This window comes from Lysinibacillus agricola (assembly GCF_016638705.1).
GTDB classification, from domain to species: Bacteria; Bacillota; Bacilli; order Bacillales_A; family Planococcaceae; genus Lysinibacillus; species Lysinibacillus agricola.
The window spans coordinates 877,998-893,685 of record NZ_CP067341.1; the positions used below are offsets into that span (position 1 = coordinate 877,998).

15 protein-coding genes and 1 riboswitch are annotated in these 15,688 nt (G+C 36.6%); of the genes, 14 read left to right on the forward strand and 1 reads right to left on the reverse strand.

The window, feature by feature from the left end:
• Nucleotides 1-10 precede the first annotated feature (10 nt).
• The 7 genes from fliT (at nt 11) to prfB (ending at nt 7,512) form a co-directional block, all read left to right on the forward strand.
• A complete protein-coding gene (fliT, locus tag FJQ98_RS04190) occupies nt 11-370 on the forward strand; it encodes a flagellar protein FliT (RefSeq protein WP_053596350.1) in 360 nt (119 codons plus the stop codon).
• Between the two features lie 76 nt (nt 371-446).
• The gene (gene fliS / locus FJQ98_RS04195) at nt 447-857 is read left to right on the forward strand and encodes a flagellar export chaperone FliS (protein WP_053596349.1); all 411 of its coding nucleotides are present in this window, start codon (nt 447-449) and stop codon (nt 855-857) included.
• 212 nt (nt 858-1,069) lie between these two features.
• Nucleotides 1,070-1,453 (forward strand): PilZ domain-containing protein, encoded by a 384-nt coding sequence (locus FJQ98_RS04200; protein WP_053596348.1) that lies wholly within the window; start codon nt 1,070-1,072, stop codon nt 1,451-1,453.
• 90 nt (nt 1,454-1,543) lie between these two features.
• Nucleotides 1,544-2,095, forward strand: a complete 552-nt coding sequence (gene hpf / locus FJQ98_RS04205) for a ribosome hibernation-promoting factor, HPF/YfiA family (RefSeq protein ID WP_053596347.1) — start codon at nt 1,544-1,546, stop codon at nt 2,093-2,095.
• A 381-nt stretch (nt 2,096-2,476) separates the two neighbouring features.
• Entirely contained in the window at nt 2,477-4,987 is a 2,511-nt protein-coding gene (gene secA / locus FJQ98_RS04210; RefSeq protein ID WP_053596346.1) for a preprotein translocase subunit SecA, read from the forward strand.
• A 611-nt stretch (nt 4,988-5,598) separates the two neighbouring features.
• Entirely contained in the window at nt 5,599-6,138 is a 540-nt protein-coding gene (locus tag FJQ98_RS04215; RefSeq protein WP_053596345.1) for a competence protein ComK, read from the forward strand.
• A gap of 269 nt (nt 6,139-6,407) precedes the next feature.
• A protein-coding gene (gene prfB / locus FJQ98_RS04220) for a peptide chain release factor 2 (RefSeq protein WP_425492682.1) occupies nt 6,408-7,512 on the forward strand; the annotation gives its coding sequence in 2 pieces (ribosomal slippage) (nt 6,408-6,482 and nt 6,484-7,512; 1,104 coding nt in all).
• A 61-nt stretch (nt 7,513-7,573) separates the two neighbouring features.
• Here the strand turns inward: prfB and FJQ98_RS04225 are convergent.
• Nucleotides 7,574-8,083, reverse strand: coding sequence for a competence protein ComK (locus FJQ98_RS04225; RefSeq protein WP_053596344.1), 510 nt, complete (start codon nt 8,081-8,083; stop codon nt 7,574-7,576).
• Between the two features lie 226 nt (nt 8,084-8,309).
• Here FJQ98_RS04225 and FJQ98_RS04230 point away from each other — a divergent pair, with 226 nt between their 5' ends.
• The 7 genes from FJQ98_RS04230 to FJQ98_RS04250 all read left to right on the forward strand — a co-directional run bounded on the left by FJQ98_RS04230 (nt 8,310) and on the right by FJQ98_RS04250 (nt 15,688).
• Nucleotides 8,310-8,552, forward strand: coding sequence for an IDEAL domain-containing protein (locus tag FJQ98_RS04230; RefSeq protein ID WP_053596343.1), 243 nt, complete (start codon nt 8,310-8,312; stop codon nt 8,550-8,552).
• Between the two features lie 167 nt (nt 8,553-8,719).
• On the forward strand, nt 8,720-8,998 hold the full coding sequence (locus tag FJQ98_RS26655) for an RNA polymerase sigma factor (protein ID WP_246494287.1): 279 nt from the start codon (nt 8,720-8,722) through the stop codon (nt 8,996-8,998).
• A gap of 4 nt (nt 8,999-9,002) precedes the next feature.
• A complete protein-coding gene (locus FJQ98_RS26660; RefSeq protein WP_246494306.1) occupies nt 9,003-9,314 on the forward strand; it encodes a sigma-70 family RNA polymerase sigma factor in 312 nt (103 codons plus the stop codon).
• Nucleotides 9,286-9,942, forward strand: a complete 657-nt coding sequence (locus FJQ98_RS26665) for a DUF4179 domain-containing protein (RefSeq protein WP_246494288.1) — start codon at nt 9,286-9,288, stop codon at nt 9,940-9,942. Before FJQ98_RS26660 ends, FJQ98_RS26665 begins: the two co-directional genes overlap by 29 nt.
• A gap of 2 nt (nt 9,943-9,944) precedes the next feature.
• Nucleotides 9,945-10,424, forward strand: a complete 480-nt coding sequence (locus FJQ98_RS26670) for a DUF5643 domain-containing protein (RefSeq protein ID WP_246494289.1) — start codon at nt 9,945-9,947, stop codon at nt 10,422-10,424.
• Nucleotides 10,425-10,772: 348 nt separating this feature from the next.
• Nucleotides 10,773-10,969, forward strand: a riboswitch (cobalamin riboswitch).
• Between the two features lie 172 nt (nt 10,970-11,141).
• A complete protein-coding gene (locus tag FJQ98_RS04245; protein WP_053596340.1) occupies nt 11,142-14,099 on the forward strand; it encodes an S-layer homology domain-containing protein in 2,958 nt (985 codons plus the stop codon).
• A gap of 68 nt (nt 14,100-14,167) precedes the next feature.
• A complete protein-coding gene (locus FJQ98_RS04250) occupies nt 14,168-15,688 on the forward strand; it encodes an S-layer homology domain-containing protein (RefSeq protein ID WP_053596339.1) in 1,521 nt (506 codons plus the stop codon).

Here is a 15,688-nt window from a genome sequence, read left to right on the forward strand (position 1 = left end):
GGAGAAAATTATGCAACTAATAGATCAACTATTGCAGGTGTCAGCTAATTTATTCAAACTTTTGGGCGATGCTCCAAATGGTGAAGAGCGTGATGAATATATTGACAATATCAATAGCATGTTGGACAAGCGTGGAACAATTATTGAAGGTTTAGTTCAAGAAGGCTTTCGCTTCGATGAACAGAATCGCGTTCATCGTATGTTATTAGAATTAGATAATGGGATAAAAGAACGATTGGCTACTGTCATGAGCGCCGTAAAGCAGGATATGGCAAACCTACAGAAAACGAAAAAAAGTGAAGGGCAATATTTCGATCCATACTCGAATGTTCGTGTGATGGATGGGATGTATTATGACAAAAAGAATTAATATTTACCTATTAGCTTTTCTTCGTAAGATGGTTTAAACTAGTAAATAAGTAACCTTTAAAAGGAGTTGTCCTTTATTGGCAGCAAATTTAACAGCACAAAATGCGTATAAACAAAATAGTGTTACCACTGCTTCCCCTGGCGAGCTTACGTTAATGCTTTATAATGGATGCTTGAAGTTCCTGCACAAGGCTAAACTGGCCATCCAGGAAAAGAATATCCAAGAGAAAAATACGAATCTTCAAAAAGCACAGGCGATTATTAGTGAGCTAATGTCTACACTAAATATGGACATTGAAATTTCTAAGCAAATGCTATCTCTATATGAATATATAAATCATCGTTTAGTAGAGGCAAACATTCAAAATGATGTCACTATTATTGAAGAAGTTGAGGGGCTTGTGACGGAATTCCGTGATACATGGAAGGAAGTTATTCGCATCAATCGACAGCAGCAATTCGGTCAGGGTAACACTGGACAAATTTAGACAACATAAGAGGCCATCGAATGATGATGGTCTCTTTTCTTTGCGAGAAAGACGAGACACGGCATTTAAATCATACAAAAGGGAACCGTTTAAGTAGTCATAAAATAGGCCTTTAATCGGTAAAATATGTTACTTATTCCCTCTAGATGTAAAACATGCATCGTGTCATAATCAAGCTAAATAGATGTTTAGAATAGTATTGGGGTGGGTAGATGATATTTAAGCGCCAGGAAGGTTTTCGATTTAAATTCGATGAGCCTGTTAAAATGACTTTTGCAATATATGAGAATGGCAGAGTCAATCAAGCACAAACGGCAATGGCTGATTTGCTCGATATTAGTCCACGAGGTTTGAAGATGTTTACTGAGGTGGATTTAGGAGTCAATCCTCCTCCTCTAGATTTACGCTTTGTTCTTGATACAAGAGAGGTACGAGCCTATGGTGAAATAATTTGGAGCCGTCCTTTTGGTAATGGTAAGCAGTATGGCGTGAATTTCAATAATCAAGAATCGGTTGAAGATTTGATTGTCGAAGAGTTGAAGCTACGCCGAAGAAAAGAAGCGGATGAGGCAAAACTAAATAATATTAATTCCTAAAAATTTTTGTGAAAAAAAGAATTATTTTAGAGGAATTTCTCATACTTGTGTAGAAATATATAGTATAGCAGTTATAAAGGAGGAGTTTACATGTTAAACTTTAACATTCGCGGTGAAAATATTGAGGTAACTCCAGCTATTCGAGAGTATGTTGAAAACAAAATCGAGAAAGTTGAACGTTATTTTAATGAAGATGTTAACGCCAACGCTAACGTAAATTTAAAGGTTTATAATGACAAGCAAACTAAAGTGGAAGTTACAATTCCGATGAAAAACTTAACTCTTCGTGCAGAAGAGCGTCATAATGATATGTATGCTGCGGTTGACTTAATTGTTGATAAATTAGAACGTCAAATCCGTAAGCATAAAACAAAGGTAAACCGTAAATTCCGTGAGCGTGAAGGTACAGGCCTTTATTTTGCTACAACTCAAGCTGTAGCTGATACAGCTTCAGAGGAAGAAGAATACTCTATTGTTCGTACAAAACAATTTGATTTAAAACCGATGGATCAAGAAGAAGCTGTATTACAAATGAATATGCTAGGGCATGATTTCTATATCTTTACAGATGCGGAATCAAACGGCACAAATATTGTCTATAAACGCAAAGACGGTAAATACGGCTTAATTGAAACAACTTAAATTTTATATGAACAAAAGGCTCTCGCCATAGCGGGAGTCTTTTTTATCTTCATTCAGTAGAAAATTATTATCTCAATAGGTGATGGAATGATTGCAGGTATATTTTTTCTCCAAACGCCTACTGAATAAAGATAAGCCTCTGGCAGATGTCACGGATTTTGAAAGGAGTCAATATATGGATATTAGCCTAAAACCGTCGCTTCCTGCGACAACGGCTAACTGACCTGCGTCGTGCAGGCCTTAGCACAATTCAAAATCCGGACGCAATTACGCCAAGGCGAAATTGATTTGATTTCTTTTCATGCTAAGGACACTGTTTGCATGAAACTGTTACACAATGGTAAAATGAAAGTTGAGACTATATAGGAAGTGAAAAAATTCATGGCAAACCTATTAAATAAATTATTTGATTTCAATAAACGTGAGTTAAAAAAATTAGAAAAAATCGCTGACCAGGTTGAGGGATTCGCTTCTCAAATGGAACAGCTTTCAGATGATCAATTACAAGCGAAAACAGAAGAATTTAAAAAACGTTATGCCGACGGAGAGAATTTAGAATCGATTCGTGCGGAAGCTTTTGCCGTTTGTCGGGAAGGGTCAAAGCGTGTGTTAGAGATGTATCCATTCCGCGTACAAATTATGGGTGCTGCTGCACTTGATGAAGGTAATATTGCGGAAATGAAAACCGGTGAAGGTAAAACGTTAACGGCTACAATGTCTGTTTATTTAAATGCCATTACTGGTAAAGGCGTACATGTTATAACAGTCAATGAATATTTAGCTAGTCGTGATGCTGAGGAAATGGGACATCTGTATAATTTCTTAGGCTTAACGGTTGGTTTAAACTTGAACAGCCTATCGAAAGAAGAAAAACGTATGGCATACGAAGCTGATATTACGTATAGTACAAACAATGAGCTAGGCTTTGATTATTTACGTGATAATATGGTGCTTTATAAAGAGGAACGTGTACAACGTCCGCTGCATTATGCCGTGATCGATGAGGTTGACTCGATTTTAATTGATGAAGCGCGTACGCCATTAATTATTTCGGGTCAGGCTGGGAAATCAGCACAGCTTTATAAACAATCTAATGCGTTTGTTCGTATGTTAAATGCAGAAACAGATTACACATATGAAGAGTCAACAAAAGGTGTTACGTTAACAGATGCTGGTGTTGAAAAAGCGGAGAAGTCGTTCGGTGTTGATAACCTATTTGATTTAACGCATGTACGTTTAAACCATGCCATTAACCAATCGTTAAAGGCACATGTAAGTATGCATAATGATGTTGATTATGTTGTTCAAGATGGAGAAATTGTTATTGTTGACAGCTTTACGGGTCGTTTAATGAAAGGTCGTCGTTACTCAGATGGACTACATCAGGCGATTGAGGCTAAAGAAGGCGTGGAGATTCAAAATGAATCGATGACGATGGCGACAATTACATTCCAAAACTACTTCCGTATGTATCAAAAGCTTTCAGGTATGACAGGTACAGCGAAAACAGAGGAAGAGGAATTCCGTAATATTTATAATATGAGTGTTGTGGCGATTCCAACGAATAGGCCGATTGCTCGTGATGACCGTCCAGACTTAATTTTTGCTTCAATGGATGGAAAATATAAAGCGGTGGCGGCAGATATTGCAGAGCGCCATAGAGCAGGACAACCTGTTCTTGTTGGTACGGTTGCAATTGAAACATCTGAAATTATTTCGAATTTATTGAATAAACATAAAATCCCGCATAACGTATTAAACGCGAAAAACCATGAGCGTGAAGCAGAAATTATTGCCAATGCAGGTACAAAAGGTGCAGTAACAATTGCAACAAACATGGCTGGTCGTGGTACAGACATTAAGCCTGGCGAAGGTGTAATGGAGATTGGCGGTTTAGCGGTAATTGGTACGGAGCGTCATGAATCTCGTCGTATCGATAACCAGCTGCGTGGTCGTTCTGGTCGTCAAGGGAATCCAGGGGTTACTCAATTCTATCTGTCACTAGAAGATGAATTAATGCGCCGTTTTGGCTCTGATAATATGAAGTCCATGATGATGAAACTAGGGATGGACGATTCACAGCCATTACAATCTAAAGTTGTTTCAAGAGCAGTAGAATCAGCTCAAAAACGTGTTGAAGGTAATAACTTCGATGCTCGTAAACGTTTATTACAATATGATGATGTGTTACGTCAACAACGTGAGATTATTTATAAAGAGCGTTATGACGTATTAGAAACAGATAATATGCGTGTGCTTGTTGAGTCTATGATTCAAGAAACGATCGACAATGTTGTCGCATTGTATACACAAGGTGAGCAAAAAGATTGGAACTTAAAAGCACTTGATGACTTTGTCGCAGCAAACCTATTAGAAGAAGGCATTCTGAAGGTAGAAGATTTCCAAGGTAAATCTGCAGAAGAGATTATCCAGCTGATTTCTGACGCTGTGCATGTACGTTATGAAGAAAAAGAAGCAGAGCTTACTCCAGAGCGTATGCGTGAATTTGAAAAGGTTATCTTACTACGTTCAATTGATACGAAGTGGATTGATCATATTGATGCAATGGATCAGCTTCGTCAAGGTATCCATCTTCGTGCATATGGCCAAAATGACCCGCTTCGTGAGTATCAACAAGAGGGCTTTGCTATGTTTGAGGATATGGTCGCTTCCATTCGTGAAGATGTAGCGAAATATGCGATGAAGGCAGAAATTCGCAGTAACTTAGAACGTGAGGAAGTTGCAAAAGGTCAAGCTGTTAATCCGAAAGAGGATGGTTCTCCAGCTCCGAAAAAGCAACCTGTCCGTAAGGCTGAAAATGTCGGACGTAATGATTTATGTCCATGTGGAAGCGGTAAGAAGTTTAAAAACTGCCATGGTGCGGCTCAATAAGTATAAATACGAAAAAGATCATTTTAACTATACGTTAAAATGGTCTTTTTTTGATGTTGGGATATCCTGACGATTTGAATACACCTATACCCCTGGCTAACAATCCAAGGAGGCTCGGCGGGAAGGGAGGAGCATTTATCGGAACAGTCAGGTAAGCTAAACATTGCGCCTCGCTAGAACCCTTTTTTAGACTCTATAAAGATGTAACATGACTGAAAGAAGACCAGACCTTGCACGAAATGAAGAGGACATAAAAAAGTGGAGCCCTTTTCTATTTTTCATAAATCCAAAAAGATAAATTGATAGATAATTCAGAAAAAAGTACACAATACTACAACAATAGGTAAATAGTTCAATAAAAAGGGTAATGTTTATAACTTTTTTCTGATTTATTATGAATATATATGGATAGTCGAAAAGTTTTAAAATGTGATAAGTGTGGGCCTACTTTCTTTGAATAGAGGGGGTGATTCATGTGTGGACATAAAAATCCTCGAGTAGCGTAGTCCTGAAAAGACCTACTCGAGGAAATACATTGGAGTATACCAATATAACTATTAGTATACTCCTTTTTACTAGAAAATATAAATATTATTTAAAGGAGGATTAACATGCATTCTGAAGATATTATGAGTAGTGAAACGATGCTGTATATGCCGGAGTATGATGCCTTTGGAAACTTATGTACACTTGTGATAGAAAGGGATTATCAATATATATCCAAATTAGCACCGACAAAATTGATGGATTTTAATTTACGTTATTTTGGTTCTAGTTTAAGAGGTGCCTTAGATGGATCGAAGATGATACTTGGTAAGCTAAACAAAAATCCAATAGTGGTCCATGAGCGAAGTAATATCGTATGGTTCCCAAGTAGATCTGCTCTACATCCTGAATGTATCTGGTTCGCTGTCCACCATATTGATGACTATCAAGTGGTGGATAAAAAGAGGACAAAAGTAACGTTTATGAATGGAAAGAGAATTATTGTGGATCTGAGTATGAGAGCATTTGAATATCGAATTCAAAGAGCGTTTTTACTAAAATATAAACTGGAGAAACGAACAAAGTACTTACTTGTTCAAAATGATCGCGCTAAAGTATTTCAACGTATGGCAAGCCACAGTTCTATGTTTGAGGATGAAGCTTAAGGCGAATAGCTATCGCACTATTTAGTTATGTAAATCATGCTGTATTGTTAAAAAAGTATGTTTTCCGACGTAAAAACGTTATAATAAAAAAATACGGGGCTTACAAAAAATAGAGAAATGAGTATTTTGCATGCATTTCTTATACAGATTTGAATTTCTATAGAAATCTGTGAAACTTGACTGTGGGAAATTGCTCCTGCTGTCTCAGACTGTTGGTACAGAATAGTTTTACAAGATAGCCCCATTAAAAATGTTCGGAGGATTTAACAATGATTGAATTAGCAGATGTACGTAACGCGTTAGACACTTCAGCCAAAAAATTGGCGGATTTTAGGGGGTCTCTTTGACTTAGAAAACAAAGAGGCACGTATTCAGGAACTAGATGAAATGATGCTTGAGCCAGGCTTCTGGGATGATCAGCAAGGCGCACAAGTAATCATTAATGAGAGTAATGGCTTAAAGGCAATTGCAAATGAGTATAAAGATTTATTGGAAACATATGAAAACTTAGATATGACACTAGAGCTATTGCGAGAAGAGCCTGATGAAGAATTGCAAGAGGAGCTGGGCAACGAGCTAGCAGAATTCCAGCAAAAAATGGGCGATTTTGAGCTGCAATTACTATTAAGTGGCCCATATGACCAAAACAATGCAATTTTAGAGTTGCACCCAGGAGCAGGTGGTACGGAATCTCAGGATTGGGGCTCAATGCTGCTTCGTATGTACACACGCTGGGCAGAAAAACGTGGCTTTAAAGTCGAAACAGTTGATTATCTTCCAGGGGATGAAGCAGGTATTAAATCTGTAACATTATCCATTAAGGGTCATAATGCTTACGGCTATTTACAAGCAGAAAAGGGTGTCCATCGTTTAGTACGTATTTCACCGTTTGACTCTTCTGGTCGTCGTCATACATCATTCGTTTCTTGTGATGTTATGCCTGAATTCGATGATAATATTGAAGTTGATATTCGCACAGAGGATTTAAAAATTGATACGTATCGTGCAACAGGAGCAGGTGGTCAGCATATTAATACGACAGATTCAGCTGTTCGTATTACGCATATTCCAACTGGTACTGTCGTACAATGTCAGGCAGAACGTTCACAAATTAAAAACCGTGAAAAAGCCATGACGATGTTAAAAGGGAAGCTCTATCAATTAGAGATCGAAAAGCAACAGGCACAGCTAGATGAAATCCGTGGTGAACAGAAGGAAATCGGCTGGGGTTCACAAATTCGTTCATACGTATTCCATCCTTATTCAATGGTGAAGGATCATCGTACAAATGAAGAAACAGGTAATGTAGGAGCGGTGATGGATGGTGATGTAGATCCATTCATTAATGCATATTTACGTTCAAAGATCGGGTAATGAAAGTCCCTCGGAGGCACAGTAACATTGTGCTCCTGAGGGGTTTTTTTTCTGATTCTAATCAAAAAGGTGGATGATACGGAGTGTCTTGACTAATTTCCTTACGTTCATTCATGTAATGTTTATAGAGCATCGATGCATTGACAAATTGTTTGCTAATTGAAGCATATTGAATGGGTAGCTCAATTTGTTTATCGTTTTTCAGAGTGACGATACAGCCCATTTTACTCGGGACAATATTTGAAATGGCGTGAAGACCGATCCAAATATTGTGGATGGAGTTTGGCGAAAAGGTTGGTAGAAAAATACATGGATAACCATAATCATAAGCAACAACGATTGGAAGCTTATGTTGATTGCCGAAGAAGCGTTTGGCGGAATGTTTTGCTGCCTCATAGGTTGTCCCTAGTGAAATACAAGATTTTCGTAATATATGCAGTGGCTTCCGTGTGACGATGAGTTCATTATGCTTGTCGATTACCCGTGTGAAAATTTTAGAGTCGTACTGAATTGGCTGAAGTAAATAGGTGTTGAAAGACATTAAATATCCATTGACATAGTTTGCTGGCATATATGTAGTGCCTCCTTTTTCTATTTATTATTGAAGTGTAGAACATGAAAATGAATTCAGAAAATATAGATAAATGTAAAAAACCATTGATATATCAAGCAATTGCATAGATAAATTGCTTGAAATTGCACAAGATTAATAGTAAATCGAAGTGATTTTCAGTTCTTAAGCATTGATTTTTAATGTCAATTTTCATATAATTTAGAAAAGGATCGAGGTGAGATCGTTGGATAAATATTATTCGTATACAGATTTTCTAAAAGCCGTTGGTCAGTCAAAGAAAGTTGATGAGGCAGAGAAATTATTGAACGAGATTTATTTAGATTTATTTTTAAATCATATCCAGCGTAAGCATCGTGAAGAGCAGCTCATGGTTCTGATAGATAGAGCACTCGATGACAAAGATGAAAAAGCATTTCATCTATACGCAGACGAACTAGTAGCTTTACACCAAGATGCAAGTGAATAATATGACGAGCCCGCTCTCTGTTATTGGAGAGCGGGATTTTTTTGTGATTTTATTTGCCAAATTGATGATTGGATATCTTTAATTTAAAATCTTTCCCTAAAATTTTTTTATAGTGTCACAAATCCCCATTAATTTCAGTTATATAAGTTAGAAAGGAGGGGAGACATTTGACTGTACCGAATAAATCCAAGGAAAATGCCAAATTAGATATAAAATCTATCGTGGAACAAGTTCAAACAGGTGATATTCAAGCCTATACAGAAATAATTCGTTGTTTTCAAAAGCCAATCTATATTTACTGCTACTATCTTTTAGGAAGCAAAGAAGAAGCTGAGGATGCTTCACAAGATATTTTTATAAAGGGATTAGAGAATATTAATAATTTTTCTTATACTGTTTCTTTCTCTGCATGGCTTTATAAAAATTGCTCATCATCACTGTATTGATTTAATTAAAAAGAAAAATAAAGGCTATAAATTTTGGACAAGTTTTAAGAAAGATCATGCGAACGATCACACGCATGAACAAGAATTTCAATACGGCGATATCATTCATGAGTTATTAGAACAGTTAAATGTGGATGAAAGAAGGATTCTGCTACTTCGATCGATAGAGGAATATAGCTTCGACGAAATCGCTTCTATTATGGAACTTAAACCAACGACTGTTCGAAAAAAATATGAACGATTACGTAAAAAATTGATGAAAAAGAATAAGTTAGGAGGGGAAATTTATGAACACTCGTTCAAAACAGGAGGATAAAGAGTTAGATCAGTTAGAAAGATTCATTCGAGAAACCCCTATGGAAATTGATTTAGTTAATCGTACAATGAACAAATATGAAAGCAGTCGTTATACAAAGCAGCCAGAAAGTTCTAGAACCTCTAAGAAAATACGTCAAAGAGTGATAATGATAGCGGCTTCCACAGCAATGATTTTTAGTCTAATATTGGTCACTAGCTTAGTGTCACCAACTTTGGCTGCAACGATAAAGCAAGTACCCGTACTATCATCTATTTTTAAACTTGCGGGTGATCTTGGTCTGCAAACTGCTGATGAAAAAGGGCTCTCAACGAAACTGAATACAAGTGCTACACATGATGATTTTACATTAAATGTATCGGAAGTAGTGTATGATGGTACGCGTGTTTCAATTGCTATTGAACGACTTCATACGGAGGGGGAATTATCAAAAGAAACTTTAATAGATCGTATCAGTAATATTGAATTTTTTATAAATGGTGATCCCCGTAGTTCTTTTGCTCCGGATCCGGAAAATGCAATGAATGGATTTAATATATACTCAGGTAAAGATAATGATTCTGCCATTATTGAAATTGTAGATGAGAGAAATCATAGAAGCGTCCTTTTCCCGAACAGTTTGATTTAACATTGAGTACTACAATAACTGGTATACAGGACCCTTTAAAAATCGAAATTCCTGTGAAAAATAAAATTGAAGACACTGTAACTTTACAACCTAATGTAAGTCGACAATATGATAATATTCATTTTACTATTGAAAAGATCCAGCTTACTCCTATTACAACCAATATAACGACAAGACCCATTTTAACAGACAATTCACCTATCGCAGAGCTCGCAATGGGAATAGATGTTGTTGATGAACAAGGGCATAAACTAAAACTAATTGGTGGCCTTGGTTCGTATGAGTCAAATGGTAGCGATATGATTATGGATCATCGATATACACCTTTTGAATCCATTCCAAAAACAATAACCCTTAAGCCTTATATACATCTCTTTAAAGAATATCCAAAAGGTGAATATCAAATGGATGAAAATGGGGAACCAAAGATTCAATATATTCCTGAGCTGGAGGTTACACTACCTATTAACTCACAAAAATAAAAAAGTAGAGAACGTGAGATTTGCCTCACTTTCTCTACTTTTTGGTATTTCAAAATATTTACTTTAAAAGTGTAAATACCAAGTGGATCCCCATTAGATTTAAAAGCTTTCACTTGAGCCATCCCTACTCCTTGCGACTAATATACTATTAATTTTAGTTTATAAATAGGAATATTATTTATAAATATCATTTAAGTATATAAACATCCATTTATTATAATAGAAGTAACTTCAATGAAGATATTGTATTTGATATCTTATTTGACGAGCAGAACCTAGAAATATTCTCTTTTTTTGTTGAACTATTTTGAAAAAAAGAAAAATATGCTAAACTTAGCATTAAGTGAATAGCAAATGCAGAATAAAGGTGCTCTTTTAGGAGCTTAATAGGGAATTCGGTGCAAATCCGAAGCTGTTTCCGCAACTGTAAGTGTAGATGACTACAGAAATTACCACTGTCAAACGAGGAAAAATGCCTCCAGTAGATGGGAAGGTTCTGAATAGGATACACGAGCCAGGAGACCTACCTTTATTCCATCGTATTAACTCTCTTCGGAAGCTAGGAGAACTTACGGCAAATAGATGAACAGGCAAATTGTGTTTTTGTGCCTTTTTCTGTTTTCCTTAGATGCTCTCCCTTTTGTTGGAGAAGCATCTTTTTTATTTTTTGAGTTAATTGCAAATATATTCACCTATAACAAGATCAGGAGGAGAGAAATGGACTTTTATAAGAAATGGTTGAATATAGCGATTGTCTTCATCTTATCATTTTCGCTATTGTCACCTGCTGCTCTAGCAGAAACGCAGCAAATTGAAGCAAGTGATTTAGAAACGATTGAGTTAGAATCTAGCTCTACTATTAATGATCAATCTAATGGTGAAGAAGTTAGTATATCCCAAAAAAATACAAATATTGCAGACGAAGAAGTAGTAATTGATAGATCATCATTACAAACGGCAATTGATAAGGCTAAACAAGCCAAATCATCATTTAAAGTCAGTGCTGATGGAAACGATATAGACCCTGTCGATTACTGGGTAACTCAAGCTGCAATAGATGTGTATACAAATGTAATCCTATCTGCACAACAACTATTAGCAGATGAACATGCAATTCAAGAAGACATTGATGCGAAAGTATTAGCACTAAATCAGGCCACAGAGGAATTGGATAGTGCGAAAAAAGATGGTACAAAATCAAATGCTGAACTAACAACTTCGCAGGCTTACAATACTGTTGCTCAATACATGGTAGATAAACTATCCGAACCTAAATTCGGTTATGAATGGTGGATTATCACATTAGCTCGCGGTGGCTACGAAGTTCCAGCTGGCTATTACGATACTTATTATAAAAATGTCGTTGACTATGTTGTTTCTAAAGATGGCGTGCTAGATCAACGAAAATATACAGAATACTCACGATTAATTATTGCCCTTACAGCTATTGGTCAGGATCCAACAAATGTTGGTGGTTATAACTTAGTTGAAAAACTATCTGATTTCGATAAAGTTGTTTGGCAAGGTGTGAACGGTGCTTATTTCGGGTTAATTGCTCTTAATACTTGGGACTTTGAACTATCTGAAACAGCTACTACAACACGTGAAAAACTTATTGAAAGAATTTTAGAAAAGCAATTAGATGATGGTGGTTGGGCTCTATCGGGGACAAAGGCTGACCCTGATATGACAGCAATGGCTATCCAATCGCTAGCACCATACTATAAAACGGATTCAAAGGTAAAAGATGCTGTCGACAAAGCACTAACTACTTTAGCTGATTTACAATTACCAAATGGTGGTTATAAATCATGGGGGTCGGAAAATTCTGAAAGTGCTGCACAAGTTGTCACTGCCCTTACTAGCTTAGGTATCGATGCGGACAAAGACCCTCGCTTTGATAAAGTTATAGCGAATATTATGACTTATTACAGCACAAAAGAAGGTGGCTTTAAACACGTTTTAAGCGAAACGCAAGCAAATGGAATGGCTACAGAGCAGGTTGGCTATACATTAGCTGCGTATCATCGTTTGCTTAACGGTCAAACAGCGCTATACGATATGTCAGATACGAAGTCTAAGGATCCTTCAAACCCTGGAGATGGTGGTAATCCATCTAACCCTGGGGATGGAGGTAATCCTTCGAACCCTGGAGATGGTGGAAATAACAATAATTCCGGCAACGGCGAAGATAATCCAGGAGGAAATCGTCCAAATGGACATACCACGTTCTCAATCACAATCTCTTCTTCGGAGGTTCCACTAAAAGAAACAAAAGTTGAGCTTTATCCAGGAGAAACAGTATTCGACGTATTAAAACGTGTAACAAAGCAAAATGGTATTGCATTAAGCTACCGTGAAACACAATATGGTACTTATATCGATGGCATTAATGGTCTTTATGAATTTGATCGTGGTCCATTAAGTGGTTGGATGTATCGTGTAAATGGTTCTTTCCCTTCTTACTCTGCAGCACTTTACACATTATCACCTGGTGATAATGTTGAATGGCTATATACGCTCGATTTAGGTAAAGATGTCGGTGGGTACGTTGATGGAATTGAAGGTGGTGGCTCTTCAGCTGGAGGAAACAAAGAATGTAAAGAGAAAGATTGTAAAGAAGTAGAAACGAAATGTCCTAACAAAGATGAAAAGTGTGCTGAAGAAACAAACAAAGATAATAAAGATGGTTCTATAGCTGAGATTACTATTGAAAATGGTAGTAATAAAGCAATTATTACATCAGAAGATATTCAAAAACATCTTGAAAAGAACATTAAAAATTTTGTTATTCAAAGTGAAAAGAATTTCAAAATAGAAATACCTACTTCTATATTTAGTGGCATTAAGCTTACTGAAAAAGAACAAGTAAAGGCATCCGTAACGAAAGATGCTAAAAATAAACAATTCACTGTCACATTCGAAATTGAGAATGCTAATGGTAAATCAAAGTCAATTTCTATAGATAAAGAATATTTAAAAGTGACATTACCAGCTAACGAATTAAAATCAAATACAGTCGTTTTACAACTTGTTGGTGGCGAATACAAACCTGTTCCACATAAAATTGTGAACGGTGAAATTGTCCTATTCACAAAAACAAGTGGTACCTTCGTTTTAAAAGAAAGTACAGTAACATATAAGGACATTGAACATTTAGTATACAAAGAAGAAATAGAATTTTTGGCGAGTCGACACGTTATTCAAGGAACTACATCAGAGACATTCGAAGCGAATATATCAATTACTCGTGCGCAATTTGCAGCATTAGTTAGTCGCGCACTTGGTTTACAAGCAACAGGTGAAAATCCATTTGACGATACAAAAGGCAAATGGTATGCGACAGAAATTCAAGCTCTGTACGAGGCGGGTATTACAAAAGGTTCAACTGCTTCAACATTTAACCCAGAGAAACCAATTACACGTCAGCAAGCGGCTGCATTGATGGCACGCATTTTAGAATATTTAAATGCGGATGTGAAAGCTGGTGGAGAGATTAACTTTAAGGACGCTAACAATATTAGCTCTGAATACCTCCCTTATATTAAGCTATTAAATAGTCTTGATATTATGACAGGTATGCAAGATGGTTCCTTTGATCCTACTTCTTCAATTACTCGTGGGCAAACTGCGAAAATTTTAAAACGTACGTTAAATATCTCAGGCATCATGTAATTTCTTTACTAACCCAAACGCTCAACGCATTTGGGTTAGTCCCTTTTTAAAGAATGGAGGTTGTTCAAATGAGAAAAAAATTATCGATGTTTATCATAGTACTTGCTCTGTTACTTTCTACTGTGACTCCGATCTCTGCACAGCAATTATCAACTGTAGATGCTTATCGTACGACCGGTCAATTTATGGTGAATAAAGCACCAAACCCTTCTTTTGGCAATGAGTGGTTTATTATTGCACTTGCACGTGGTGAATACAATGTTCCAAAAGGCTATTACGACAAATATTATGAAAATGTCGTGAAACATGTACAATCGGTAAAAGGTGAATTACACAATCGTAAATATACAGAATATTCCCGTTTAATCATTGCGCTTACTGCTATCGGAAAAGATCCTACAAATGTAGGCGGCTACAATTTAGTCGAAAAATTAAGCGACTTTGACAAAGTAGTATGGCAAGGTCCAAACGGTGCTTTTTTTACATTAATTGCTTTAGATACATGGGGCTTCGAGCTACCTAAAACAGCAACAACTACACGCGAAAAGCTTATTAAACACATACTAGCAAAGCAATTGCCTGACGGTGGATGGGATTTAACAGGAGTAAAGGCAGATCCAGATATGACAGCAATGGCTATTCAAGCTCTTTCAACTTATCAAGATCGGGCAGATGTTAAAGCGTCCATTAATAAAGGTCTTGATGTATTGAAAAACTTACAAGGTGCTAATGGTAGTTACCAAAGCTGGGGAACGACAAACTTAGAAAGTGTAGCACAAGTTATTACAGCCCTTGCTAGTTTAAATATTGATGCCAACAAAGATCAGCGCTTTAATAAGTTATTTACAAGCTTTTTCACCTTCTATAATGCAAAAGATGGTGGCTTCAAGCATGTATTAACAGAACCAGTAGCTAATGGCATGGCAACAGAGCAGGCTTCTTATACATTAGCCGCGTATAATCGACTGCTTGCGGGCAAAACAAAGCTATATGATATGTCTGATAAAAAGCCCAATAAACCATCAACACCAGCTCCCCCTACTAAAGTGAGCTTTAAGGATATTGAATCTCATTGGGCAAAATCTGATATCGAAGCCGCAGTAGCTAAAGGATTATTAAAGGGCTATGAAGATAATACATTTAGGCCAAATAATAATTTATCCCGTGTACAGGCTGTATCAATTTTAGTTCGCGCTCTTCATTTAACAGGTTCCGGAAATGCACCGTTCACGGACATTAGTTCATATAACGATGAAACAAAACAAGAAATTGCTGCGGCTTACGAGGCAAATTTATTAATGGTCAAGTCAAATAAGTTTTCACCTTCCTCTCCTATTTCACGTGAGGAATTAGCAGTGATGCTTGCGAAAGCTTATACACATAAAACAGGCAAGCCATATATTCCAAAAAATATCGCACCTTTTAATGATATTGCAAAGTTATCAAAGGAATCTCAACAAGCAATTACATTCTTATATGATTTTGAAATTGCACAGGGCGCAAACGGCTCGTTTAATCCAACTCATTTTATTACACGTGCACATGCAGCTAAAATGTATGTTAATTTTTTAAAGGTAGTTGAGGAATAA

Coding starts and splice junctions, on each gene's coding strand:
- FJQ98_RS04250 (WP_053596339.1), top strand. CDS start 14,168: ATGAGAAAAAAATTATCGATGTTTATCATAGTACTTGCTCTGTTACTT.
- FJQ98_RS04200 (WP_053596348.1), top strand. CDS start 1,070: ATGATATTTAAGCGCCAGGAAGGTTTTCGATTTAAATTCGATGAGCCT.
- FJQ98_RS04215 (WP_053596345.1), top strand. CDS start 5,599: ATGCATTCTGAAGATATTATGAGTAGTGAAACGATGCTGTATATGCCG.
- FJQ98_RS04245 (WP_053596340.1), top strand. CDS start 11,142: ATGGACTTTTATAAGAAATGGTTGAATATAGCGATTGTCTTCATCTTA.
- secA (WP_053596346.1), top strand. CDS start 2,477: ATGGCAAACCTATTAAATAAATTATTTGATTTCAATAAACGTGAGTTA.
- FJQ98_RS04225 (WP_053596344.1), bottom strand. CDS start 8,083: ATGCCAGCAAACTATGTCAATGGATATTTAATGTCTTTCAACACCTAT.
- hpf (WP_053596347.1), top strand. CDS start 1,544: ATGTTAAACTTTAACATTCGCGGTGAAAATATTGAGGTAACTCCAGCT.
- fliT (WP_053596350.1), top strand. CDS start 11: ATGCAACTAATAGATCAACTATTGCAGGTGTCAGCTAATTTATTCAAA.
- FJQ98_RS26665 (WP_246494288.1), top strand. CDS start 9,286: ATGAACACTCGTTCAAAACAGGAGGATAAAGAGTTAGATCAGTTAGAA.